Source organism: Micromonospora sp. NPDC048170 (genome assembly GCF_040652795.1).
Taxonomy (GTDB): Bacteria; Actinomycetota; Actinomycetes; order Mycobacteriales; family Micromonosporaceae; genus Micromonospora.
Genome location: NZ_JBEZMR010000002.1, coordinates 1 through 22,842, shown reverse-complemented (window position 1 = coordinate 22,842; position 22,842 = coordinate 1). Strand labels below are relative to the sequence as shown.

Annotated in this window: 23 protein-coding genes and 1 pseudogene; 21 read left to right on the top strand and 3 right to left on the bottom strand. The window is 71.3% G+C overall.

The window, feature by feature from the left end; genetic code table 11:
- Nucleotides 1-18: 18 nt before the first annotated feature.
- From AB0D32_RS03580 to AB0D32_RS03570, 3 genes are read right to left on the bottom strand one after another with little or no spacing between them, the layout of a single operon-like run.
- On the bottom strand, nucleotides 19-336 hold the full coding sequence (locus AB0D32_RS03580; RefSeq protein ID WP_357084307.1) for a hypothetical protein: 318 nt from the start codon (nucleotides 334-336) through the stop codon (nucleotides 19-21).
- The gene (locus tag AB0D32_RS03575; RefSeq protein ID WP_357084304.1) at nucleotides 333-1,313 is read right to left on the bottom strand and encodes a DNA methyltransferase; all 981 of its coding nucleotides are present in this window, start codon (nucleotides 1,311-1,313) and stop codon (nucleotides 333-335) included. Before AB0D32_RS03575 ends, AB0D32_RS03580 begins: the two co-directional genes overlap by 4 nt.
- Nucleotides 1,297-2,253: a hypothetical protein gene (locus AB0D32_RS03570; protein WP_357084301.1), complete on the bottom strand. Its 957-nt coding sequence runs from the start codon at nucleotides 2,251-2,253 to the stop codon at nucleotides 1,297-1,299. The genes AB0D32_RS03575 and AB0D32_RS03570 overlap by 17 nt, the downstream gene beginning before the upstream one ends.
- 836 nt (nucleotides 2,254-3,089) lie before the next feature.
- On the opposite strand from AB0D32_RS03570, the gene AB0D32_RS03565 reads away from it, so the two are divergent.
- From AB0D32_RS03565 to AB0D32_RS03465, 21 genes and pseudogenes are all read left to right on the top strand, one after another.
- On the top strand, nucleotides 3,090-3,968 hold the full coding sequence (locus AB0D32_RS03565) for a hypothetical protein (protein ID WP_357084298.1): 879 nt from the start codon (nucleotides 3,090-3,092) through the stop codon (nucleotides 3,966-3,968).
- Nucleotides 3,969-4,547: 579 nt separating this feature from the next.
- A complete protein-coding gene (locus AB0D32_RS03560; protein ID WP_357084295.1) occupies nucleotides 4,548-4,931 on the top strand; it encodes a pilin in 384 nt (127 codons plus the stop codon).
- A gap of 1 nt (nucleotide 4,932) precedes the next feature.
- Nucleotides 4,933-5,844, top strand: coding sequence for a hypothetical protein (locus AB0D32_RS03555; protein WP_357084292.1), 912 nt, complete (start codon nucleotides 4,933-4,935; stop codon nucleotides 5,842-5,844).
- On the top strand, nucleotides 5,841-6,812 hold the full coding sequence (locus tag AB0D32_RS03550; RefSeq protein ID WP_357084289.1) for a PrgI family protein: 972 nt from the start codon (nucleotides 5,841-5,843) through the stop codon (nucleotides 6,810-6,812). Before AB0D32_RS03555 ends, AB0D32_RS03550 begins: the two co-directional genes overlap by 4 nt.
- Nucleotides 6,809-8,590 carry a DUF87 domain-containing protein gene (locus AB0D32_RS03545; RefSeq protein ID WP_357084286.1) on the top strand — a complete coding sequence of 594 codons (1,782 nt, stop codon included), beginning with the start codon at nucleotides 6,809-6,811 and terminating at the stop codon, nucleotides 8,588-8,590. The genes AB0D32_RS03550 and AB0D32_RS03545 overlap by 4 nt, the downstream gene beginning before the upstream one ends.
- Complete coding sequence (locus AB0D32_RS03540) at nucleotides 8,587-11,106, top strand: DUF87 domain-containing protein (RefSeq protein ID WP_357084283.1); 2,520 nt, start codon at nucleotides 8,587-8,589, stop codon at nucleotides 11,104-11,106. The genes AB0D32_RS03545 and AB0D32_RS03540 overlap by 4 nt, the downstream gene beginning before the upstream one ends.
- 210 nt (nucleotides 11,107-11,316) lie before the next feature.
- Entirely contained in the window at nucleotides 11,317-12,192 is an 876-nt protein-coding gene (locus AB0D32_RS03535) for a replication-relaxation family protein (protein WP_357084280.1), read from the top strand.
- Nucleotides 12,193-12,664: 472 nt separating this feature from the next.
- A complete protein-coding gene (locus AB0D32_RS03530) occupies nucleotides 12,665-13,381 on the top strand; it encodes a hypothetical protein (RefSeq protein ID WP_357084277.1) in 717 nt (238 codons plus the stop codon).
- Nucleotides 13,382-13,410: 29 nt separating this feature from the next.
- Nucleotides 13,411-13,851: a hypothetical protein gene (locus AB0D32_RS03525; protein ID WP_357084274.1), complete on the top strand. Its 441-nt coding sequence runs from the start codon at nucleotides 13,411-13,413 to the stop codon at nucleotides 13,849-13,851.
- A gap of 547 nt (nucleotides 13,852-14,398) precedes the next feature.
- Nucleotides 14,399-15,595 (top strand): hypothetical protein, encoded by a 1,197-nt coding sequence (locus AB0D32_RS03520; protein WP_357084271.1) that lies wholly within the window; start codon nucleotides 14,399-14,401, stop codon nucleotides 15,593-15,595.
- Nucleotides 15,592-15,939 carry a hypothetical protein gene (locus tag AB0D32_RS03515; RefSeq protein WP_357084268.1) on the top strand — a complete coding sequence of 116 codons (348 nt, stop codon included), beginning with the start codon at nucleotides 15,592-15,594 and terminating at the stop codon, nucleotides 15,937-15,939. The genes AB0D32_RS03520 and AB0D32_RS03515 overlap by 4 nt, the downstream gene beginning before the upstream one ends.
- A 200-nt stretch (nucleotides 15,940-16,139) precedes the next feature.
- Nucleotides 16,140-16,499: a hypothetical protein gene (locus AB0D32_RS03510; RefSeq protein WP_357084265.1), complete on the top strand. Its 360-nt coding sequence runs from the start codon at nucleotides 16,140-16,142 to the stop codon at nucleotides 16,497-16,499.
- A 291-nt stretch (nucleotides 16,500-16,790) separates the two neighbouring features.
- Nucleotides 16,791-17,060: a hypothetical protein gene (locus AB0D32_RS03505; RefSeq protein ID WP_357084262.1), complete on the top strand. Its 270-nt coding sequence runs from the start codon at nucleotides 16,791-16,793 to the stop codon at nucleotides 17,058-17,060.
- A gap of 242 nt (nucleotides 17,061-17,302) precedes the next feature.
- Nucleotides 17,303-17,695 carry a hypothetical protein gene (locus tag AB0D32_RS03500; RefSeq protein ID WP_357084259.1) on the top strand — a complete coding sequence of 131 codons (393 nt, stop codon included), beginning with the start codon at nucleotides 17,303-17,305 and terminating at the stop codon, nucleotides 17,693-17,695.
- 155 nt (nucleotides 17,696-17,850) lie between these two features.
- Nucleotides 17,851-18,765 (top strand): hypothetical protein, encoded by a 915-nt coding sequence (locus tag AB0D32_RS03495; RefSeq protein WP_357084256.1) that lies wholly within the window; start codon nucleotides 17,851-17,853, stop codon nucleotides 18,763-18,765.
- 88 nt (nucleotides 18,766-18,853) lie between these two features.
- Nucleotides 18,854-19,531, top strand: coding sequence for a GGDEF domain-containing protein (locus AB0D32_RS03490; protein ID WP_357084253.1), 678 nt, complete (start codon nucleotides 18,854-18,856; stop codon nucleotides 19,529-19,531).
- Between the two features lie 109 nt (nucleotides 19,532-19,640).
- On the top strand, nucleotides 19,641-20,213 hold the full coding sequence (locus AB0D32_RS03485; protein WP_357084250.1) for a hypothetical protein: 573 nt from the start codon (nucleotides 19,641-19,643) through the stop codon (nucleotides 20,211-20,213).
- A gap of 213 nt (nucleotides 20,214-20,426) precedes the next feature.
- Complete coding sequence (locus tag AB0D32_RS03480) at nucleotides 20,427-20,837, top strand: hypothetical protein (protein WP_357084247.1); 411 nt, start codon at nucleotides 20,427-20,429, stop codon at nucleotides 20,835-20,837.
- A gap of 56 nt (nucleotides 20,838-20,893) precedes the next feature.
- The gene (locus AB0D32_RS03475) at nucleotides 20,894-21,862 is read left to right on the top strand and encodes a hypothetical protein (protein WP_357084243.1); all 969 of its coding nucleotides are present in this window, start codon (nucleotides 20,894-20,896) and stop codon (nucleotides 21,860-21,862) included.
- A gap of 103 nt (nucleotides 21,863-21,965) precedes the next feature.
- Nucleotides 21,966-22,505, top strand: a complete 540-nt coding sequence (locus AB0D32_RS03470) for a hypothetical protein (protein ID WP_357084240.1) — start codon at nucleotides 21,966-21,968, stop codon at nucleotides 22,503-22,505.
- A pseudogene (locus AB0D32_RS03465) lies at nucleotides 22,502-22,842 on the top strand (M23 family peptidase); the annotation flags it as partial. The gene AB0D32_RS03470 and the pseudogene AB0D32_RS03465, both read left to right, overlap by 4 nt.

Sequence of the window (22,842 nt, the reverse complement as noted above, 5' to 3'; positions counted from 1 at the left end):
AGAGACGGTGCAGATAACTCAGCATTGCCGCCGTGCTATGCCCCGCTCACCGTTCGGGCCAAGGGTGAACAGGGGCATGGAGGCGAAGCGGTGGTCCGGGTCGAGCGCGTCAGCCCGGATGTCACCGGTACCGACGCGCACGACCTCGATGCCGGCCCGCTGCGCGATGCCACTCAGACGGTCCAGATGCCGGTAGACCGCGGCCGGCTCCCAGGAGGTGTCGGCGAAGATCGCCGCGTCGAACCCAGGGATCTTGCCCTGCACGGCGAGCAGCAGGAGCGTGGAACTCTGCACGCCGGCACCCAGCGAGAGGTAGCGGTGGGTGGGTGCGCTCACGCGACCACTCCGGCTTCGTCCTGCGGCGACAGGGCGAAAATGAGGACGTCCTCGTGCGCGATGAGGTGCATCGGCACCCCGCCGGCCCTTGCCTTGCGGACCTGCTGGAGTTGGAAGAACGACGGGCGGGCGACGAGCTGCCCGTCACGGACAGCGGCGAGCAGGGCCACGCACCGCTCGGTCGGGACGAGTCCGGCGCGCAGGCCGGCGGCGATGACGGCGCTGGGTAGGTCGACCAGTTCGCCGCGCTTGCGCCACGGCCTGGCGGTGACCACGACGACGCCGCCGGGTCGTAGCAGGGTGGCGCAGCCGCGCAGGATCTGGGCGAAGCCGTCGGCGAGGCCGGTCAGGTCGCGGTAGGCGAGGTTGCCCTTGTCCTCGCCGTACCGGTCGTCGTACTTGACGACCCCGTGTTCGCCGGGGCGGACGAGGCCGTGGACGGTGGGCCCGTACGGCGGTGAGGTGACCACGAGGGCCACCTGCCCGGTGAGAGCCTTCGGGACCAGCGACATCAGTCGGGTGGCGTCGCCGCGGATGACCGATGCGCGTCCGGTGGCGCCCTGGTCGTGGGCGTGGCGGATGTTGGCGTCGGCGATGTTCGACCATTGCGGCTCGTACTCGATGCCGAAGGCGTCGCGGCCGGCGTGGACGGCCTCGACCAGGGTGGTGCCGATGCCGCACATCGGGTCCAGGACCAGGTCACCGGGCTGGGTGTAGGCGCCGATGGCGTGGGCGGCGATCGCGGGCAGCATCCGGGCGGGATGCTTCACCGATTCCGGCACGTACCGGCCGCGTCGCTGGACGGGGCCGGTCGACTGGGCGGTGGCCCAGACGGACAGGCCGTCGGCCTCGCTGCGGTGGCGGCCTTCGTACCCGCAGTGCCGGCCCTGGTAGTCCTCGCTAGCGGCGAGGCCGTTGGCGTCCGGCTCGTTCGGGTCGGGGTGTGCGGGGGTGGCGTGCTCAGCCACGGCGCTCACCGCCCGCACGGTTGCCGCGCCGCCTCGACGCGGGCGCTGGGCTGGCCGGGTGTGAGGTGAAGACCATCAGGTCGGCGTGCACCCGCAGGTGGGCGACCGACCACTGCTCGCCGCTGGCGTGCGCCAGGGTGAGCAGTTCCTCGTCGGTGACGACGTGGTAGACGAACTGGTCGCCGTCGGTGTCGGCCTCGACGGCGACGATGTGCTGCAGGTAGCCCAGTCCCGCCCCGGCCGCGGCGGCCACAAGCGGGCCGAAGTCCTCCGGCATGGGCTGCGTGCCAGCGGGCACGCCGACAACGAGGACGAGGCAGCCGCCGGGGCGCAGGAGCCGCGCGCAGGCGGCGAGGAGCCAGGCGAGGCGGATCCGTGCGGTCGTGTCGGCCTCGTGCAGCGGCCAGCAGGCGACCACCAGGCTGGTGGCCGCGTCCAGTGGACCGTCGTGGGGCGGTCGGATGATCGCGGTGTCGGTGTCGGTGTCGGTGTCGGTGTCGGGCAGGTCGGGGTCGGTGAGGTCGTTGCCGAACCAGTCGATCAGCTCGGGCGGATCCTCCACGTCGCCGGCCTCGACCTCGCCGGACGCGTTGGGCGAGTTGGTCTCGGCCGCAGGCGCCGGCAGGCCGGTCGTGGCGGGTCCGATGAGCAGACTGGAGCTGTCGGTGAACCAGGCGCGGTGGTGCTGACGCCCGCCCTGGGCGCAGATCGGCGCCAGGGTGTGGTCGGTGGTGAGGTCGACGACCGCCTCCCCGGGCCGGCTGTAGGCGGCGACGAGGCGGTAGGCCAGACGGGTGGGCAGGCTGGTGTGCGGGTCGGCGCCGGTACGGGCCGTGCGCCAGACCGTGATCGGCACCGGCGGGTCGCCGGCGATCAGGTCGATGAGTGCGGGGTCGGCCGGCTCGATGGGCTCGGCCTGCTGGTGCGGGTGCGGCGTGTGCTCGCTCATGTGTGGTCGGCTCCGCGCCGCGCCGTGAAGCGCTGACACCCCCAAACCGGGTTTTGTGAGCCCTGACGAACACTCACCGAACCAACAGCCGCTCACAGCGCCAGACCGGGGCGCGAATCAACCCGATCGGTGACGCTTTTTCCGGCTCTCTGGAGGTGACACCGGTCAGCTGCCGCGACGTGACACCACGCGAGACGCGTCATCCAGCCGCCTCTGTCAGTCACGTCGCGTCACTGACAGAAGGTGCCGTCAGGTGCCGGAGTCGGTGACGGGCGGCGCTGGGGTGCCGGTAGAGATCGGTGCTCGCGCCAGCACTGTGAGACCTGTCCGGGGCCACTGTGTCCACGACGATGTCATCGGCCACGGCGCGGCATGTCACAGGCGACGCATGTCAGCGGTGACAGAGCGTCCCTGACCGTCATAGGTGCGCGGCGAACCGGCGTGCATCTGTCGGCAGAGGACTGTGACAGCGGCGCTGTGAGACGACCGGGATGTCACAGGTGCTCTCACATGGGCGCTGTCAGTGCCGGCGGGGTCCTGTCACAAGGCGCGGCGCCGAGGGCGTGCCATCGCCGCCGAAACGCGTCCTCCCGGGCTCTGTCAAAGTGTCACAGGGCCGGTCAAGGCGGCTTTGTCAGACTCTCGGACAACCGTCACAGTCAATGGACTGGCCGTCGGGCAAGCTTCTGTCAGAGACGGGGCGGCAGAGGGCGATCGGTGGCCTGAGCAGCTCTGTCAGGGCGGTGTGAGGTCCCTGTGACGCAATCGATGCCACCGCTCGCCGCGACACCACCGGCGGCGGCACCGAACCTCTTCCCTGTCATAGGAGTTGTGACATGAGCGTGTCCGACGCTAAGGAATGGCCATCCTCCGCCCTTGACGCGGCGGCGACCGCCTTCGCCGCGCTGACGTGCGAGCCCGCGCCGTTGGCTCTCGACTGTGCGGCGCTCGGCGCCGGCACCGGCCTGCCGCAGCAGGTGATGTCGCTGCCCTTGCTGCGCGACTGGCTGTTGCGCCGCCCCCGCGCCTACACCGCGCGTGACGAGGTGTGGCGGGAACTAATCCGTCGTGCCCGACTTGACGGGCCGCACTGGGTTATCGCCGCGGTCGGCATGGCGATGCCGGCGCTGCAGCAGCACGCGGCCCGATTGTGCGAGGGATATGACGGCGACCCGGCGGACGTGGACGCCGAGATCCTGACCGGCTTCCTCACCGCCCTGCGCGACCAGGTGGACTTGGCGAAGGACGCCCCGTACGCGAGCCTGTGCAAGGCGGCGTGGCGGGCCGGGCGGGACCTGCGGCTGCAGCAGCACGAGTATCTGCCGGTGGAGGACGTCGAGCACCTCGCCCCCGGGCCCCGCACTCCCCGGGTGCCCTACGGGCACCCGGACCTCCTGGTCCGCCGTGCGGTGACGCTGGGGATCCTCGACGCCGAAGACGAGCAGGCCTACATCGACGTCCGGCTCGGTAACCGGGCGATCGAGCCCATCGCCGCCGCGAACGGCATCAGTGTCGACGCGCTGCGCATGCGGCTGTCACGCATCGATGACCGCATCGCCGAGGCCCTCACCGACGGCCTGCTCAGCGGCGCCGCGTCGCCAGAAACCCTGGCGCACCTGCGCGCGCGGGCGCAGCAGCGTGCCCGGTGCCGGGCAGGCCGTGCCGCAGCCGCCCGCCGCGAAGCGACCCACGCGTCGGTCGCGGCGGCTGCCTGACACCTTCCGCCCCCGACGATTAGCGGCTGTGGCCCGACGTGCACCACGTCGGGCCACAGCCGTTCCTGCTTCTGGATTGCCGGACCGATGCGCTGCCCCGGTTTTCGTCATGGGCGGTGAGCTGTCTGCGACACTCGCACGCCCTCACCGTCCGGTCGATGTTCCCGCGCTGCCGTCCGTGAGTGCACTGCTGGCGGTCAGATAGGCCCTGACCTGCGCTGTCAGCCTTCCGGTCTCGCCTGTCAGGTTGTTGTGAGCAGCGTAAGTGTTCGCCAGGGCTCACAAAACCCGGTTTGGGGGTGCGGGACTTTCCAAGCCGTAGCGCTTGGCTGGTCCCGCCCGCCGCCGGGCGAGACGAGGGACCGCGATCCGCGCCTCGGGTGCCGCGCCAGTTGATGCGCTGACACCACATTGATGACCGCAACCCACCCATGAGGGAGGACGAGCTCCTCCCGGGGCTCACGCGGTTCGTGTCTTCTTCACCTGCGCCCGGCGGCGGTCCCATCGGACCGCTTCGAGTAATCGCCGCGCCCCGGTCATGCCTCTTGGTGGCCGGGGCGCGGCGGGAGGTGAACCGCAATGTCCCGCACCCCACATCACACTTTCCGAATCCCGCGAGTCGTTCGTCTCGTACTCCGTGTGGCCGTGCCGCTGGCCGGTGTCGGCCTGCCCCTCGTGTTCCCGGCCGCTGCTCACGCCGATGCCGGCGGCACCGCCTACCTGGCGGCGAACACGCTGCCGGTGGTGATCGCCAACCTGCGGGCCTGGGTCATGGGGATCCTCGCCGCGATCGCCACCCTCTTCCTGATCTTGGCCGGCGTGTACTGGGTCACCGCCGGTGGTGACCCGTCGCAGGTGGAGAAGGCAAAGCTCGCCCTGCGCAACGCGCTGGTCGGCTACGGCTTGGCTGTTCTCGCGCCGATCCTGCTGGCGATCGTCCAGGGCATCGTCGGGGCTCCCTGACATGGGTTTGTTCCTCGACCAGGTCCTCGTCTGGCTCACCACCGCGATCCTGGCCTGTCTCACCACGATCTTCGACCTCATCACCGGCGTCCTGCTCACTACACCGAACGTGACCGCGCTGCCGCAGGTGCGGGTACTCACCGGCCGGTCGGTGTGGATCGTGGACACCGTCTTCGTGTTGGCGTTCGTCGCCGCCGGTGTGCTTGTCATGGTCGCTGGCGGCGGCGAGCAGTCCCGGTACACGGTCAAGGACCTCCTGCCGCGGCTGGTTGTCGGATTCACCGCCGCGCACTTCTCCCAGTTGGCCTGCGCCCAGCTCATCGATCTCGCCAACGCCCTGACCGGGGCGGTCAGCGAGGGTGGCTACGACGACGGCGCCTTCGCCGCGATCCAGACCCACCTCAGGGCGGCAAAAGATCACACCGTGCCGCTGCTGTTCCTGGTCCTGATCCTCATCATCACCGTCCTGGTCGTGATGACTGCGGTCCAGGTGATCGGCCGGTTCGTGGCGCTGCTGGTGATGACAAGCATCGCGCCGTTGGCGTTGGCCTGCCACGCCCTGCCGCAGACCGACGGCCTTGCCCGGCTGTGGTGGCGCGCCTACACCGGATGCCTGGCGGTACCCGTCGCCCAGGCGTTCTTCCTCACCGCGGGGGAGCAGACGCTGCTCGACCCGGCGACCATGCTGCCCGTGTTCGGCCTGCCCGTCGACCCGGGCGGCACCCTGAATCTCCTGGTCGTCGTGGTGCTGCTGTGGACCACCGTCAAGATCCCCAGCCTGATGGCCCGCTGGGCGGGCCAGGGCGCACGAGGCACGACCAACATGCTCGGCGCGGCCGTGCGCGTCGTCGTGATGCAGCAACTCACCCGCACCGTGCCCGGCCTGAGCACCCTTCGGAGGACCATCACATGACCCGACCCGAGTCCGAGGCGCCGACCAGAGCGCGGATGCCCTCCGACGTCGACACACCCGACAAGGTCGCCTACGGCCTGACGTTCCACCAGCTGGCGATCGTCGCCGTCGGCGCGCTTGTCTTCTACGGCGCGTGGCGCACCCTGCACCACGTCGTGCCGGCACCTGTCCTCGCCGGGGCTGGTGTCGTGCTCGGCGGGCTGGTCATCGGCCTGGCGCTCGGCCGCCGCGACGGCCTGTCCATCGACGTGTGGCTGCTGCACGCCGTACGCCACACGCGTACCCCTCGGTCGCTGTCCGCCGCGACCGTCGCGGCGGACGCCGCGCTGCCGGAGTGGATCGAGTCGCCCAAGGCGGCGAGGATGGCGCTGCCGGCGCCGTTGCGGCTGCCCGCCGACGCCATCGACGACGACGGCGAGATCAGCCTCGGTGAGGCCCGGGCGGCGATCGTCGGCACCACCACGGTGAACCTCGCGTTGCGTACCCCCGACGAGCAGGCGGCCCTCATCGAGGGGTGGGGCCGGTGGCTCAACAGCCTGTCGACGCCGACGCAGATCGTCGTCTCCGCACAACCGGTCGACCTGGCCTCCCACAGCCGGGCCCTGGCCGACGCCGCGGACGCCCAGCCGCATCCGCGGCTGCGGGCGGCGTGCGCCGACCACGCCGAGTTCCTCGGCGACCTCGCCGCCCGGCGGGATCCGCTGCGTCGGCAGGTCCTGGTCGTCAACCGCACGGCGACCGGCGAGCACACCCACCATGCGGCCCTGCGTCGTGCCGACGACACCGCCCGGGCGCTGTCCGGCCTCGGCGTCAGCCCACGCGTGCTGGACGCCTCGGCGGTCACCGCCGCCCTGACCTGCGCGGCCGACCCCTACCGGCCGCCACGCCCGGGCGGCCTGGCCGCACCGGACGCCGTCATCACCGCCGTCACCCCCTCAGGTACCCGAACGAAGAGGAGAAAACCATGATCAGGAGAAGGCGGTCCGGTGGTGGCGGCGGGCAGCCGCAGCCGGCGGCGCTGGCGTCGGCGGTCGCGCCGGCCACCGTCGAGGTCACGCCCCGGTGGCTGCGCGTCGGCGACGGCTTCGCCGCCACCCTCGTGGTGACCGGCTACCCGGCCGAGGTCGGCCCGGCGTGGCTGGAACCGTTGCTGTCCTGGCCAGGTCGGCTCGACCTCGCGTTGCACATCGAGCCGCTGCCAGCGCCGATCGCCGCGGCCCGGCTGCGCAAACAGCGGGCACGGCTGGAGTCGTCCCGGCGGGCCGACTCCGAGCGCGGCAAGCTGGCCGACCCCTACGTCGACGCCGCCGCCCACGACGCCGGTGACCTCGCCGAGCGACTCGCGCGCGGCGCGGCGAAACTGTTCCGCGTGGGCCTGTACCTGACCGTGCACGCCCGCACCGAAGCCGAACTACTGGAGGCGTGCGCCCAGGTGCGCGCCGCCGCCGCGTCCACCCTGCTGGAGGTGCAGCCCGCGACATGGCGGCAGCTTCCCGGCTGGACCACCACCCTGCCCCTCGCCACCGACGGGCTGCGGATGCTGCGCACCATGGACACCCAGGCCCTCGCTGCTGCCTTTCCCCTGTCGAGCCCGGACCTGCCCGCTCCGCTGCCCGGCGACCCGCCGGCCACCGGCGGTGTCCTCTACGGCGTCAACCCGGCCAGCGCCGGCATCGTTTGGTGGGACCGCTGGGCGCAGGAGAACCACAACTCGATCGTCCTGGCCCGAAGTGGGGCGGGGAAGTCGTACTTCGTGAAGCTGGAGATCCTGCGTAACCTCTACCAGGACGTGCGGGTCGCGGTGGTGGACCCCGAGGACGAGTACCCGCGCCTGGCCGACGCTGTCGGCGGCAGCATCGTCCGGTTGGGCCTACCCGGCGTGAAGATCAACCCCCTGGACCTGCCGGTCGGCGACCGGCGTCCCGACGTCCTCACCCGCCGCGGCCTGTTCCTGCACACGCTCGTCAGCGTGCTGCTCGGACAGCAACCACCACCGGCGGAGCGGGCCGCCCTCGACCGGGCGATCCTCGCCGTCTACCGGGCCGCCGGAATCACCGCCGACCCGGCCACGCACCACCGCCCCGCGCCGCTGCTACGCGACCTGGCCGAAACGCTGCACGCCGACGACGACCCCGCCGCCGCGAACCTGGCCGCCCGGCTCGCACCATGGGTGCGGGGCAGCTTCGCCGACCTGTTCGACGCACCCACCACCCAGGCCCCGGTCGGGCACCTGGTCGTGTGGTCGCTGCGGCACCTGCCCGACGAACTGCGCACCGTCGGCACCCTGCTCGCGCTCGACTCGATCTGGCGCACGGTCGACGCCCCGCAACACCCCTCGCGGCGGCGGCTCGTGGTCGTCGACGAGGCCTGGCTGTTGATGCGCGACGGCGAAGGCGCCCGCTTCCTGTTCCGCATGAGCAAGGCGGCACGCAAACGCAACGCCGGACTGACCGTCGTCACCCAGGACGCCGCCGACGTGCTGAGCACCGACCTCGGCCAGGCCGTGGTGTCCAACGCCTCCACCCAGGTGCTGCTGCGGCAGGCGCCGCAGGCCATCGACGCCGTCGGCGAGGCGTTCGGGCTCACCGGCGGCGAACGCCGGCTGCTGTTATCGGCCCGCCGCGGCCAGGGCCTGTTGATCTCCGGGGTGAACAGGACCAGCTTCGAATCGATCTCCTCAGACACCGAACACGCGCTGTGCACCACTGACCCGGCCGACCTCGATGAGGAGGAAGAGGACCTGTGACACCACCGAACGAAGCCGTCAGCCCAGCACTCGTATCACCGTCGCCGGCGCCCAGCCCCACATTCGGGCCGGGCGCCGGTCCCATCGCGCCTCCTACCGGCCCCGGGGCTGCTCTGCTCGACGGCGCTGCGTGGGTGTCACAGCGACCGTGGTTGGCGGCTGTCGCCGCCGGCCTGCTGATCGTGTGGATCGCGGCCCACAACCTGGTCGAGATCTGGCGGCACCGCCGCCACGCCCGCGGCGCGCGCCTCGTGACGATCGCGCCGCCGCCGGAGGTCGACCCGCACAGCGCGGCAGCGTTGTGGGCGAACCTGGCCGGCGTGCTGACCCCGTCGCGGCGGCGGCGCCTGCTCCACGGTGCCCCGCACGTGGTGTGGCAGTACACGTGGTCCGGCCGGCAGCTGCTCATCTCGATCTGGGTGCCCGGCACCGTTCCCCCGGGGGCGGTCGAGGCCGCGGTGCGGGCGGCGTGGCCCAGCTCGGCCACGACCACGGACGAGAACCCCCCGCCGCCGATCCCGCTGGACGCGCACCCTGCGGCCGGTGGGCACCTGCTGCCCGTGTACGCGGAGTGGCTGCCACTGGCCACCGACCACGACACCGACCCGCTGCGCCCGCTGATGGCGGCCGGCGCCCAACTCAAACCCGGCGAGTACGCCTGCGTGCAGGTCCTCGCCCGCCCCGCCGGCCCACGGCGGGTAGCAAAGGCCCGCCGCGCCGCAGGCCGGCTGCGGGCCGGCAAGAGCGCCGTACCGGCGATCAACCCGGTTGCGCCGGTGCTGTGGCTGCTGGACGCGTTCCTGCCCGGCAGCGGCAGCACCGGCCGCACTGCGGCGCCCGCCGCCCGTCGGGATCCCACCGTCGAGCGGGACGTGCGGGCGATCCTGGACAAGACGGCGCACCCGCTGTGGCAGACCGGCATCCGGTATGCGGTCGCCACCACCAGCCGGCGGACCGGCGCCGACCCGCAGGGCCGGCTACGCGGTATCGCCGACACCATCGCCTCGGCGTTCGCCATCCACACCGGCCGCAACCGGCTCACCCACCGCGCCCGCATGCCCGCCCCGGTGGCCGTCCTCGCCGCCCGCCGGCTCGGCCCCGGATTCCTCACCTCCGCCCCGGAACTCGCCGCCCTCGCGGCCCTGCCGCGCGACCTCGCCGTGCCCGGCCTCGACCGGGCACGGGCCGCGTCCATGCCGGCACCGGTCGCCGTCCCCGGCGGCGGCCGTGGGGTGAAGATGCTCGGCGACGCCGAAATCGGCGGGCACAGCGTGGGGCTGTCGGTGCCCGATGCGAGGTATCACATGCATGTGATCGGTTCGACGGGCTCCGGCAAGACCACCCTGCTGGTCAACATGGCCCTCGATGACATCAAGGCCGGCCGGGGAACGGTCGTCATCGACCCGCACGGCGACCTCGTCCTGGACATCCTCGACCGGATCCCCGCCACCGTCGCCGACCGCGTCGTGCTCTTCGACCCGGACCAGGAAAACCCGCCGACGCTGAACCCTCTCGAAGGCGACGACCCCGACCTGGTGGTCGACAACCTGGTGTCGATCTTCGGCAACATCTTCGCCAAGGCGTGGGGACCGCGGATGGACGACGTCATGCGGGTGGCGTGCCTGACCCTGCTGCGCCACCACAACGTGACCCTGCAGCACATCCCCCCGCTGCTCAACAGCCCCCAGTTCCGGTCGGCGATGACGGTGGACCTGGACGACCCAGCCGGGCTCAGCGGCTTCTGGCAGTGGTACGACAGCCTCAACGACAGCCTGCGCTCGCAGGTCATCGGACCGGTTCTGGCCAGGTTGCGGGCCTTCCTGCTGCGCGACTTCGTCAAACGCACCATGCGCTACCCCAAGTCGAGCTTCGACATGGGCCGTGTGCTCGACGGCGGTGTGCTGCTCGTCCGGATCCCGAAGGGTGTGCTCGGCGAGGACACCAGTCGGCTGCTCGGCTCCCTCGTCCTCGCGCAGGTGTGGCAGGCCGCCACCGCCCGTGCCAGCGTCGAGCCCGACCGGCGCCGCGACGCGACCCTGATCATCGACGAGGCCCAGAACTTCCTGACCTTGGCCAACTCGCTGGACACGATGCTCGCCGAGGCGCGCAAGTACCGGCTGTCGCTCGTGCTCGCCCACCAGGACCTGGCCCAGTTCCCACGCGACCTCCTAGCCGCGGCGTCGGCCAACGCCCGCAACAAGATCTACTTCACCGTGGCGCCGGAGGACGCGAAGGTGCTGTCCCGGCACACGGTTCCCGAACTGGGCGAGCATGATCTCACCCACCTCGACGCGTACACCGCCGCCGCGCGGCTAGTCGTCAACGGACGGCAGACGCCCGCGTTCACCATGAAGACCCGGCCGCCGAAGCCGGTCGTCGACGAGGCGATCGCCATCCGCCAGGCCGCCGCCGCAGCGGTACCGAGCCAGAACACCAGCGCCGTCGACGACCTCGTCGAACGGCTCAGCCGCAAGCCCGCCGAACGTCGGTCCCGTCCGAAGAGCGACCGGACCTGAGGAGTCTCTGTCAGCCGGTGGCGTCGCCCGGGTCGCGCACCGGCTCGTCGCCGGGATCGTGACCGGTGACCGCCGGGTATCCGCAGCGCAGTGCTGACCTGGGCTGTCAGTGCCGCACACGCCCCTGACAGGCCCTCCGCACCGACCTCCCCTATCCCAGACACCCCTCCCGATCGGGAGGGGACCCCATCCTGCCCAGGAGCAAACGTCGTGTACTCCCGTGTTCCCCCCGCCTCCAGCAACGCGGATCCGCTCGCGGTCTTCGGTCGCATCGTCCCCCGCGACCACGCCCTGCTCGCCCTGCTCGCCGAGCACTACCTGCTGTCCACCGACCAGATCACCAACGCCTTCTTCGACGCCCGGCGCACCGCCCAGCGGCGGCTGACGATCCTGCACCGCCTCGATGTGCTGCACCGCTTCGGCCGCAGCGGCGCCCACGGCCGGTTCGGGTCCCTGCTCTACACCCTCGGCCCCGTCGGACTGCAACTGCACCCGACCGTCTACCACGACCCGAACGGCACCGGCGGCAAGGCGCCGCGCAGCTCGCTGGAGCGGGCCAAGCGGATCGCCGCCAGCGGCCAGGTCAACCACCTGCTCGGCGTCAACCAGTTCTTCACCGACCTCATCGCCACCGCCCGCCACACACCCGACGCCCTGCTGTCGCGCTGGTGGTCCGAGCAGCACGCCACCACCGTCTACGCCCAGGCGGGCATCCGCCCCGACGGGCACGGCGTGTGGACCGTCGGCGACACCTCGACCGGCTTCTTCCTTGAGCACGACAACGACACCGAGAACCTCGCCCGGGTTGTGGCCAAGCTGCGCGGTTACGAGCGCCTCACCACCTTCGGCCCCCGCTACCCCGTGCTGTTCTGGGTCCCCAGCCGGCGCCGCGAGGCCAGCCTGCTCGGGGTACTCGCCGGACTGCGCAGCGCCAGCCCGATCGCGACTGCGGTCCACGGCCCGGACCCGGCAGGTCGGGTCTGGACTCTCGTGTCGGATCCCACCCACCGGCGGTACCTGCACGAGCTGCCTTGCGATCACGGCCCCGACACCGTGACCAACCCGCAGCGCTTCGACCACCTGTAGAAATCACACCGCAGGTCAGCGCGCTGACCTGCCAGAGCGCGCACCTCCGGCAGGCCGACCACTGTCGGCGTCTGTCAGCAAACAAGATCATCTGTGAGAGTCGTGAAATCTCACAGCGTCGGCGCCGGCGCCGGGCCGCCGTGAGCCGGAATGTCTCACAGCGCAGGTCAACCCCACTTTTCGGCGATCAACTCGTCGGATCGGCCTGACAGAACAGGTCGCTACCGTTCACGGCACTAACACCACCTCATATATCTCCACCCCGGTCTGGTCCCACCTCGGAACCACCGCCGCACCTACCCGGTGCGCCACGCCCACCCGCCCCACCCCGGGCCGGTCGGCGCCGCGCCGCGCGGCGGCCCCAGGTCGCACCGCACCAACCCGCACCACACCTCTTCCGCAACCGACCCACGCACTCAGTGGGCCGGTCATTTCCGCGCGCCCTGACGCGCCCACCCGAAGGAGGACACCCATGGGCAAGAGCCCCCGCAAGGCCACCCACACTCCGGCCGTCACGCCGAAGGCCACCATCCGCACCATGATCCTCTGCATCCCGGACGAGCTGCCCCGCGAGGCGCTCACCGCGCACCAGCTCGACCGCAACTTCGGTGTCCAGGGCACCCTGTCGGCCCAGTTCTGGGCCACGCCCGCCCTGCGCCTCTGGCAGCACCGGCAGATCATCAGCCTGCGCAAGGGCCGCCCGGCCTCCTGCGCCGGCGGACCAGCGAAACTGCTCGACCTCGACGGCATGCGCCACGCCGCTGGCCTGGGGGCGGGCATCCGCCACCAACTGTTCAGCCGGGTCGTGCACGGCACCCGCAACGCCACCGCGTGGCACGTCTACGAGGCCCGCCACCTGGCGGACCCGCAACAGTACCCGTGGGACAAGGCCGTCGCGGACTTCAACAACCAGCCCCGGGTCAACGCGATCCGGATGCACAACGCCGCCACCTACGGCGCCGGGCAGATCGGCCTCAACGAACTGGAGATGTACCAGGCCGGCTGCATGGCCTACCAGCACCACAGCGCCCTGACCGCGGTCGCGGGCGACGCGCTGATCACCGCCGAGGGGGCGAAGCTGGCCCCGGCCAGCGACGCCATGGCCGACCGGGTGACCTACCTCGAACAGGCCAACCGCCTGTTCGCCGCCATCGACCCCGACCAGCGACTGCTCGCGGTCGCGCTCTGACCCCGCCGGACAGGAAGGAGGCACCCCCGATGGGCCGCGTCATGTTCCTGCTCGACGAGGTCGAGCAACTCGCCGACGCCTGCGTCCGCGCCCAGCGTCACAGCGCGGCGAGCCGCGAGGCATCCCACCCGGCACCACCCGCGTTGCGGGTGATGCACGACGAGTTCCACCAGATCTACCTGACCGGCACCAGCACTTACGCGGGCGAGAACCACCGCCTGCGGCCCGTCACCTCCAGCCTTCTGGGTTGGCAGGAGACACCGGTGCTCGCCGGCGAGCTCACCGGCAAGCGATACCGACGGCTGCGCCCGGGCCGTCTCGGCGACATTCCGCTGCACGGGCCGGAGCACAACCTGCTGCACCTAATCCAGTCCGGCGTGGACGCCGGCTGGAGCACCTTCGTCGTCGACTACATTGACGACACCGTCATCCCCGGTGTCGGCCGCGGGCGCTTGCACGCCCCGTACTGACACCTTCCGGAATCGATCGGGCCAGCAGCCGCCATCCCTGTACCCGAAGGATGCGCGCTGCTGCCCGGTCGGCTCCGCCAACCACCCCACGCCTGCCCACCCCCGGCAGGGATCGCCCAGCATGAACTCGGTCTTGCGGTGCGAGCGCACCGATCTCCTGCAGCTCGCCGGGCACCTCGGCCGCAGTGAGCCGGCGCCGACCTGCTGACCGCTCTCCCGTTACCCGGCCAGGCGCGCACCTCATCGCGCAGCTCCGCGCCGCAGCGCGCACTGGCCGCAACGCCCTGATCATCATCCTCGCGACCGCCTCATGTGCCAGCCACTCACCTGGCCGAGGCGCCGCATCTTGCCTCAGCCTGCCGGCCGCCCCAGGCGGGGGCGCCGACTGCGCTACCGGCCGGCGAGACGGCCGCCCTTTCCCTCTTCCGCGACCAGCACGGCCCCGAATCCGGCGAGCGCCGATCACCCAACCCTGTCGCACCTCACAAAGCTGTCGGCGACCAACCCCTGGTCGCCGTCATCACCCTGCCTGAAGGGACCCCGCACCATGATCCAACTTCCGATCTGCCCCGTCTGCAACGAGCCGGTGGCAGACCAGCCCGCCACGGACTGGACCAGCGCCTACCGCAGCGGCGGCGCCCCGTGGTGGCATCTGGCGGACAACAGCCCCATCTGCGCGGCTGCCGACGGCAGCTCCCAGGTCGCCTTCATCGAGGACTGGCTCCCGGTCGATAGCGAGACCAGCAGCTGGCTCGACACGATGAGCCGCCTGTTCGCGATCGACGGTCCCTGCGACCCCGCCCGGCTGGGCAGCGCCATCACCGCAGCCGAGCACCTCAGCCGATGGCTGCACACGACCACCGGGCCGTTCAGCGCACAGCTGGCCCTACCGACGTCCTCCGACGCCGCGTCCCTGATCGGACACTTACACCGCACCACCCGGCTGCTCGCCCGGGTGCACGTACAGACCGGGTCCCATTTCCTCGACCAGGCCCGCCAGGCACACCTCACCAGCCTCGACGACAGCGAGATGCGCAGCGAGGTCATCGACGCCGTCGACGACATCCACACCTGGTTGCAGGACGCCGCCGACTGGTCTGCCCAGTCGGCACAGGCGTCAGGCGCCGCCTGGTCCAGCGCCCGTAAGGTCGCCGCCCTGACCATAGCCACGTCGACCGGGCCGACTGACCTGGCGGAATCCCCCGAGGTCCACGCCACCGGCAGGCCCAGAATCGTGGCGTTACTGCGCGGCCTTGCCCGCCGGCTGCGGCTGTGGGCGATACCCGCGAAGACCGAGCGTCGCGGGCCGACGAGCCCGGACGTTACGCAGGAGCAGCTCGAACTGTCTCCCGCGCACCTGGCCGAGCTGATCGGGTCGGCCTTCGACGACGAGGCCGCCTTCAGCCCAGAGCTGACCCACACCGCCGCGCGGATCACCGCGACCCTCGCCACCTACCTGTCGAACTGCCTCGGCCCGGCCCGCTCCGTCGCCATCCCCGCCCCGCAGGACCTCGCCGACCTCGCCATCTCCCTGACGTACCTCACCCACACCCTGATCAGCGGACTGCGACACCTCGTCGACAGTCCACGCGGCAGCGAGAGCGACGGCCTCGACGAGATCGACGTGGCCCTGACGAGGTCATCGCTGCGGGACGCGATCGACGCCCTGCGCGTAGCCGCGAGCCACCTCGCCGCCGTCTCCTACACCGCCGCCGGCACCGACCACCAGGAGAACCAACAGTGACCAGCGGCAGCGCCCACCCCGGCGGAGGCGACGCCACACCTCACGCGACGACGCTGGTCGACCGCAGCTTCGCAGCGCACAACGCAGGCTACGACCTCAGCGAGATCCGCCGAACCGACGACGGCCACCGACTGCGGGCACGCATCCACCGCGACTCCTACCAACGCCAGAGCTACGCCCTCGTCGAAGTGCTCACCCCCGGGCTGACCTGGACGAATCTCGCAGACGAGCCAGCCTCGACCTGGCACCCGGCCACGCCGTCCCGCAGCACCACCCCGACGCCGCTGGAAAGCCTCGCCGAGCGGCTCTTCCACCGGGCCGTCGTGATTCTGCACGCCGAGTAGGTCGGCCCCACAGCAGGAGCACCCGCCCCAAGGCGCCCACGCTCCCGCGTCGATCGGTGCCGCTGAGCGCTCCAATCCGCTCGCGGACATCCCGCACCACGCCATCCGGCCGACGCCCGGCCGAACACGCGCGATCACCGCGCACCCGGGCAAGGCCGTATGGCCGTGCCCGGGTCGTCCCAGAGAGAGGAGCGATATCAATGTCCAGAGCCCGTACCCGGTCGTTGCCCCGGCCCGCCTGCCGTCCCGAGGGTGACCTGACTGCCTGGCGCGAGCAGCGCTACGCCTGCCGCTGCGGTGAGGAACTGCGGAAGGTGCGAATGGGTCTGGCACTCAACGACTGGGCCCACGAGACCTTGTCCGGGCAGCGCTACCGCGACGATCGGCCGCCGTTACTGCGCGACGACCCGGCCCGCTGGTGGGATGAGCTGCGTCGTCGCATGGCCGGCGGCGACATGCGCGGCCCAGATCTACAGCAGCGTGACCGCCGCGGAGAGCCTCGGTTTCAGCCCCTGGCGGCACTACCACCACCCGGTGACGACGCTGAGCGCCACACCTGACCGGCAGCCACCGTCCTGCTGCGGATCACCGATGTGGGCCAGCCCGGACGGGTGGGCCTGCCGCGTCACGCGCCGCCTCTTTCCCTACACCACTGCGGCGCACTGACCCTGCCACTTGCCGCGGACCAAGCCGCAACGAGCGAACGGTCAGATCCCGCAGGCGCTGCCCGGGGTGCCACGACCGAGGCTCCACCGCCGCTGCCGGTGTGCCCGGCCGAACACCCGTGACCACCCCGCACCCGGGCACAGCCGAGCGGCCGTGCCCGGGGCGATCATCGAAAGGACCCGCTGATGGTCTACCCCGCACCCAACGCCGAACAGCTCGTCGAGTTGCTCAGCGACATCATCCGCCGCCACAGCGGCAACCCTGCCGTGCACGACCGCGTCCTGATCGACATCGGCGGCGAGCGTGTCCCCATCGACTTCGTCGACCTGTGGGACATCACCGAAGAGTGCGAGCGGAGGAATTGCCGCTGCGCCTACGGCCAAGAGGACCCGCCCGAGGACGCCCCCGATGAGGGCGTGCACTTCGCAGTCGTCATCGGCGGTGACTTTCCCTGACCACGACAGGAGCGCCAGCACACAGCTGCTTCCGGTCCTGCGCTTCCTCCCCGCCGCACTGCACCGCTGCCCCGCGCCATGCCCGAGTCGGGGCATGCGTCCTTACCTCATGAAGGGACCCCTCCTGATGGCAACGACGACAATCCCAGTGGCAATCGACGCTGAAGACCTGCGGTACCCCGGCCGATCCCAACCGCAGAATGTCCGGTTCAACCTGGCCGGGTGGTCGGTGGCGGTGGTCGATGTCCACTGCTGACTACGCGCCGCCTCGGGGCAGCACGGCCGTGTTCTCCGGCCGGTGGCTGCGCTACGAACCTGTTCCCGGCTTCCGCCGCTACTACGAGGGCTACCTCGCGACAGTGATCGGTTGGTGGAACGGCAGCGTCGAGCTCGCCCTCGACCACGAGGCCGTGACCGCCCTCGCCCAGACGTTCGCCGCGATGGCCACCTACGTCGGCGGTGACTGGCGCACCGTCGACTTCGATGGGCACACCCTCACCGTCGCCCGCCCGGTGTCTCTCGGCGGCGGCGTCCACCTCGTAGAGCCCACCGGTGGGCGGTACCGGATCGGCTGGGGCCTGCCCTGGCTACCGGTCGACCCGAGCCGCTGCGACCGCGTCTTCGGCCGGCCGTAGCCGCCCCGCCCACCAGCACGGGGGTCCGAAAGACCCCGCGAGCGTCGACGGCGTCGGCGAGATCCGGTCACCGCACTTGATCACGAGGCGCCGTCGAAGCGTTCATCAGTGCACGCCACATCCAGGCAGATCCAACAGCAGCCACAGGAGGACAGATGGACAACACCACCGACCAGACCGCGGCGCCCAGCGCTCTCGACAAGGTCGCCGCCGCTCTGGCGGAACTCGGCCAGGAAACGGCCGCCGCCATCGCGCAGCGCGCCGGCGTCGGCTACTCGACGGCCACCAAGCGACTTCGCACCCTGGAGGAAACCGGCCAGGCCGAACCCTTCCGCGCCGACGACGGCCGCACGCTCTGGCGGCACCTCACGAACGCGGCGACCAGCACCGACAGCGACAACCCGCCGGCCACCACGACCGACGCCAGCAGCGACCCGCCCCCCGCACCCACACCGACCCCCGACGCGAACGAGGCCCAACGGTCGGGCGAGGCACCCGCACCCGCAGAGGAGATGGGCGCCGTGGCGGCGGGACCGGACGACAAGTCAACCAGCGTCCCGCCCGACGCTCGCCGGCCAACGCCGGACAGCGACGCGGCCGAGTCACCCTCACAGAACCCGCCACCCCAGGCGGTGAGCACCACCAGCGAACCGACCGCCACCGAAGCCGAGGGTGACGCGTCCACCCCGGCCGACGCCGAAGCCCCGGTCGCCGTGGACACGACTGGTGAGGCAGCGCCCGCACTCCGCCCGGACCCGGCAGGCAGCGACCACTCCACTGTGCCCAGCAACCCCGCCGAGGATCCGAGCGCATCCCGTGGTGAAAAGCCACGCCGGCCCAAGGGCAGCCTGCGCGGGGCCATCCGCGACGTCCTCGAAGCCCACCCCGAGCAGCCGTTCAAGACCAGCCAGTTGTGCAAGGCCATCGACCAGGCCAACGAAGGCAGCGGCTCGGCCAAGGCCAGCGCGGGCGCCGTCGTCAACGCCGTGCACAAGCTCATCGCCGACGGTGTCGCCGTCCAGGTCGTAGAGAAGCCGGCCGCCTTCCAACTCGCCCCGGAAACCAACTGACCCGTTCATCCGGTAGCCCGGGGCGGGCGTCGAACTTGGCGGAACCACGCCCACCCCGGTGCTCCTTCACGCAAAGGAGCGACATCCAGTGTCTCACCTGAACTCCTACCTCACCGCGGCCGGCGGAGTCCTCGCCGGTCTCGCCGCCGCGGCGGCACTACTCGTGCGGCAGCGGCAGGTCATCTACCACCAGCGACAGGCGCTGGCCGCCCGCGACCGCGACCGGTCCCACTGGCACCACCTGGCCACGCACAACGACACGACCGGCCTGCCGAACCGGCGGGCCCTGCGGACCCATCTCGAGGCCACGTTCTCCCTCGGGGAACCGCTCGGGCTCGTCCTCATCGACCTCGACCGGTTCAAGCAGGTCAATGACACCCACGGCCACGAGAACGGCAACGACCTGCTGCACGAGGTCGGACTGCGTCTGAGCGCCCTCGGGCCGTCGGTAGCCCTGGCCGCGCACCTGGCCGGCGACGAGTTCGCCCTCGTCGTGCACGGCGACGACACCGAGGTCGAGACCGCCGCCCAGGCGGCCCACCGGCGCATCTCGAAGCTGCCCTACGAGATCGCCGGCCAGCAGGTGTTCGTCACCGCCAGCGTCGGCTACGCCATCGCCGCACCGGGCATGCTGGCCCGCGAGCTCCTGCACGCCGCCGACCAGGCCATGTACGTGGCCAAACGCAAGCGCTGCGGCGTACGGGCTCACGACCCGGGCCACGCCACACCCCCGGGACCTGTCACCCGCTACCGGGACCTGCGGTAACACGCCCAGCACTAATCCCTTCACACGTGACCTGAAGCCCCGCAGGCCGCCCGGCCTGCGGGGCTTCGCGTACCTCCAAGGAGCCGACACCGTGATGTCGTTCAACGCCATGCGCACCCTGACCGGGTGCCTGCTGGACATCGAGGCCAGCGTCGGCCTCGCCGACTGGGGCCGCTCACCTCTGCTGCTGCTCGTGCAGGATCAGCCGGCCCCCACCGCATCCCAGCGCGCACGACGCCACATGCGCGTCACGCATCTACCGGTCAACGACCGCCGTATGGGCCGCTACCGCGCCGGGCTCGCCGAATTCCTGCCGGACCTCGCCGCCGCGCTGGAACCCGACCGGCCGGTCGCTAGGCCCACGCTGGCCGCCTGCGTCGACATCAGCCGGATAGCGGACCTCCTCGCCGATCCCACACCGGGACTGCGGCTGGTGGCCTGGGCCGTCTGCTACGAGGACGTCCTCGTCGAGGCCGACGGACTGTACGAGATTCGCCGCATCGACGCGGTCGACGTCGACCGCCGCGGCTACCAGATCACAAGAGTACGCGGCGAACAGCAGCCCGTGGTCTTCATCGACGAGCAGTACGACACCGACGACGCGCAGGCTACCCGCCCCGGGCTGGCGTACCTCGTCGCATCCACCCACCGGCCCGACCAATCCACACCAACGACCTCCTGAACGTCGACCTCGCGTCGACCCGAGCGCACCCACCTGACCTCGCCCCGCCGGTCGAGCCCGTGCTTACGGCCACACCCCGTGGCAGACGACTTGACCTTCATCGAGAGAAGAGCGTCGATCAAGCCGGTCATTGTCCGCGCCGGCCACCAGGGGCATCACCGCGCCGAGCCGGTCAGTGACCCCTGCCCGGAACCCGACGAAAGGTCACCCCCGATGTCATCTGCGCGCCGCCGAATCCGCCCATCGCACCGGGCCCTGCTGCCCCGCGATGTCACCGACCCCCTGCTGTGGCGGCTCGCCGTCGATGTCCTCACCGCCCACCAGCCCGGACCCGGCGACCGGTGCGCCAACCTGCAGTGTCCCGACCAGGCCGGGCCATGCGAGCCCGCCAGAAAGGCACAGCGGGCGATGCGTGCCGCGCGAGCCACGCCACCGGCACACCGACCGCAGCAGGTGGTCAACCGCGAGCGCGTACCTCAGCGGCCGGTGCGCGATGCTGGTGGGTTCGTCGGCTGGTTCACCGCCGGTCTCGCCGCCACCGCCACGCGCCTGCGATCGCGGATCCCGCAGCGGTTGCCCCGCCGGATCCCCGGCGCGACCCTCACCGCCGCGTACGCCGCATAGGGCGGCCCATCCCAGGCCACAACGATCCCACGCCATCCGACCCATCAGGAGAGAGCATGAGCTTCCGCACCGAAACCACTCTCGTCGGCTACGCCCGAGCCGTCGTCGAGATGAAGACCCGCATACACGAGTACTGCACGAGCACCGCAGGCGGCGAGTACACCCAGGCGTTCGTCGAGACCCTCCTCGCCAGCCGTCCCGAAGACCACAGCGACGAGGCGCATCCCCACCAGAAGCTCACCGTCGTCATCAACCGCGCCAGCAGCGCGGTGTGGGCGCAGGGCGAGGCATACGTCCTCGCCCCCGCCATGACCGCCGTCGTCGCCGCAGCTGCCGAAGTCCTCGACCTCACCGGCGACCTGCTCACCGCCGACGCCGCCCCCACCGACGGCGGCGTGCTCTTCCTGCCCGAACCGATCTACGACCGCAACTTGGCCGGACAGGTCAGCGCCATCGCGGCGATCACCTGGGCCACCATCGCCTCCCCCCGCGGATGGTCATGGCTGATCTGCGGCTGGGCCAACCGGGACGACCCCGAGGATCCCCACGCCACCCGCATCCAGGGCTACGCCCGCCAGGACCCGATCCTGCTGTCGCGCCTCGGCCCATACGTGATGACGGACATGAACTTGCTACCGATCGCGGCACCCGTGCCTGCCGTCGCACACCCGGACATCAACGAGCCCGACCGCGACTGGGAGACCGCACCCGACGGCCGGTACGTGATCGCCGACGCCACCGCCCGCATCCGCGTCTGCGCGGCGATCGCCTACGGGTTCTGGCGCATCCAGGCCCAACCCATCAGCGTCGCCGCCCCAGCATTCGTAGACAGGCCCACCCGTCGCCGCGCCGCACGCGCCAGCATCGTGCATCACACCCGCGTCCGGTTCGTCGTACGCCGCCACTGGCGCCGCCTCATCGACAAGCACGGGCAGGCGCAGAGGAACTGGGTCCCTGTCCACCTCGGGGGACCAGAAGACGCGCCGTTGCTGCACGGCGAGAAGGTCGCCGTCCCCACCCGCTAACCCCAACACCGAACCACCACCGATGGCCGCGCAGTCCACCACGACCGCGCGGCCATCGCGTCCCCACACCTCGATCAACCGAAATGACGAAGGAGACACGACCGTGGGAACCCCCTGCTACGTCGGCACGACCGACCCGACCCAGCCGGGCATCGTCCGCGCCCGCTACGTCCACTTCGACGGCTACCCCTCATCGCTCATCCCGCAACTGCGCGGCATCTGGGCCCACGCCGCGCGCCGCGACACCAGCCTCCTCATCGACGCGGTCCTCGCCCACGACTGGGACCACCTCGGACCCGACACCACCACCAGCACACCCTCCATGCCCGACCAGCATCCGGTCGCGGGCGTCGGCATGACGCTCGACGACAGCGACCCCGAACCGGCCACCGTCTTCCCGCTCAGCCGCGCCGGTGACCTCACCGCCTCGTGGATTTACCTGATCAACCCCGCCGACAACACCGTCATCGTGCACAGCGGCGACGGCGAACCAGTCGGTGTCCACCCCCTCGACTGGCCGCACCACCAGAAGAACGAAACCGCCTCGCCCCACTGCGGCCAACCACCCGCCCACGCCACCGCCACTGCCAGGCGGGCACGCCACACCCACCCGCCCACAGCCGAGACCAAGAGGCCGGCATGAAGCTGCGAAGCCTGCTGTCACTGGCGGTGGCGCTCATCGCTGTGATCATCCTCTGCGCCGGCGGGCTCGGCGGATTCCTCGGCGGCAACGCCACCGCCGGATGCATCCCCCAGGCCGCCTCGCCCGCCACGTCGAGATCCCCGACGGTGTCGCCGATCGTGTGGCCGCCGGTCGGTGACTGGGACAGCGACCAGGTCGGCAACGCCGTCGCGATCGTCACCGCCGGCGCCCGCCTCAGGCTGCCAGCCCGCGGCTGGGTGATCGCGGTCGCCACCGCCATGCAGGAGAGCACCCTGCGGAACCTGGCCGGTGGCGACCGGGACTCGGTGGGGCTGTT

Bases quoted from the DNA above. Each gene is read 5' to 3' on its own strand.
- AB0D32_RS03480 (WP_357084247.1), top strand. From the start codon at position 20,427: ATGTCATCTGCGCGCCGCCGAATCCGCCCATCGCACCGGGCCCTGCTG.
- AB0D32_RS03520 (WP_357084271.1), top strand. From the start codon at position 14,399: ATGATCCAACTTCCGATCTGCCCCGTCTGCAACGAGCCGGTGGCAGAC.
- AB0D32_RS03495 (WP_357084256.1), top strand. From the start codon at position 17,851: ATGGACAACACCACCGACCAGACCGCGGCGCCCAGCGCTCTCGACAAG.
- AB0D32_RS03550 (WP_357084289.1), top strand. From the start codon at position 5,841: ATGACCCGACCCGAGTCCGAGGCGCCGACCAGAGCGCGGATGCCCTCC.
- AB0D32_RS03510 (WP_357084265.1), top strand. From the start codon at position 16,140: ATGTCCAGAGCCCGTACCCGGTCGTTGCCCCGGCCCGCCTGCCGTCCC.
- AB0D32_RS03475 (WP_357084243.1), top strand. From the start codon at position 20,894: ATGAGCTTCCGCACCGAAACCACTCTCGTCGGCTACGCCCGAGCCGTC.
- AB0D32_RS03565 (WP_357084298.1), top strand. From the start codon at position 3,090: ATGAGCGTGTCCGACGCTAAGGAATGGCCATCCTCCGCCCTTGACGCG.
- AB0D32_RS03505 (WP_357084262.1), top strand. From the start codon at position 16,791: ATGGTCTACCCCGCACCCAACGCCGAACAGCTCGTCGAGTTGCTCAGC.
- AB0D32_RS03555 (WP_357084292.1), top strand. From the start codon at position 4,933: ATGGGTTTGTTCCTCGACCAGGTCCTCGTCTGGCTCACCACCGCGATC.
- AB0D32_RS03485 (WP_357084250.1), top strand. From the start codon at position 19,641: ATGCGCACCCTGACCGGGTGCCTGCTGGACATCGAGGCCAGCGTCGGC.
- AB0D32_RS03560 (WP_357084295.1), top strand. From the start codon at position 4,548: ATGTCCCGCACCCCACATCACACTTTCCGAATCCCGCGAGTCGTTCGT.
- AB0D32_RS03570 (WP_357084301.1), bottom strand. From the start codon at position 2,253: ATGAGCGAGCACACGCCGCACCCGCACCAGCAGGCCGAGCCCATCGAG.
- AB0D32_RS03525 (WP_357084274.1), top strand. From the start codon at position 13,411: ATGGGCCGCGTCATGTTCCTGCTCGACGAGGTCGAGCAACTCGCCGAC.
- AB0D32_RS03500 (WP_357084259.1), top strand. From the start codon at position 17,303: ATGTCCACTGCTGACTACGCGCCGCCTCGGGGCAGCACGGCCGTGTTC.
- AB0D32_RS03545 (WP_357084286.1), top strand. From the start codon at position 6,809: ATGATCAGGAGAAGGCGGTCCGGTGGTGGCGGCGGGCAGCCGCAGCCG.
- AB0D32_RS03530 (WP_357084277.1), top strand. From the start codon at position 12,665: ATGGGCAAGAGCCCCCGCAAGGCCACCCACACTCCGGCCGTCACGCCG.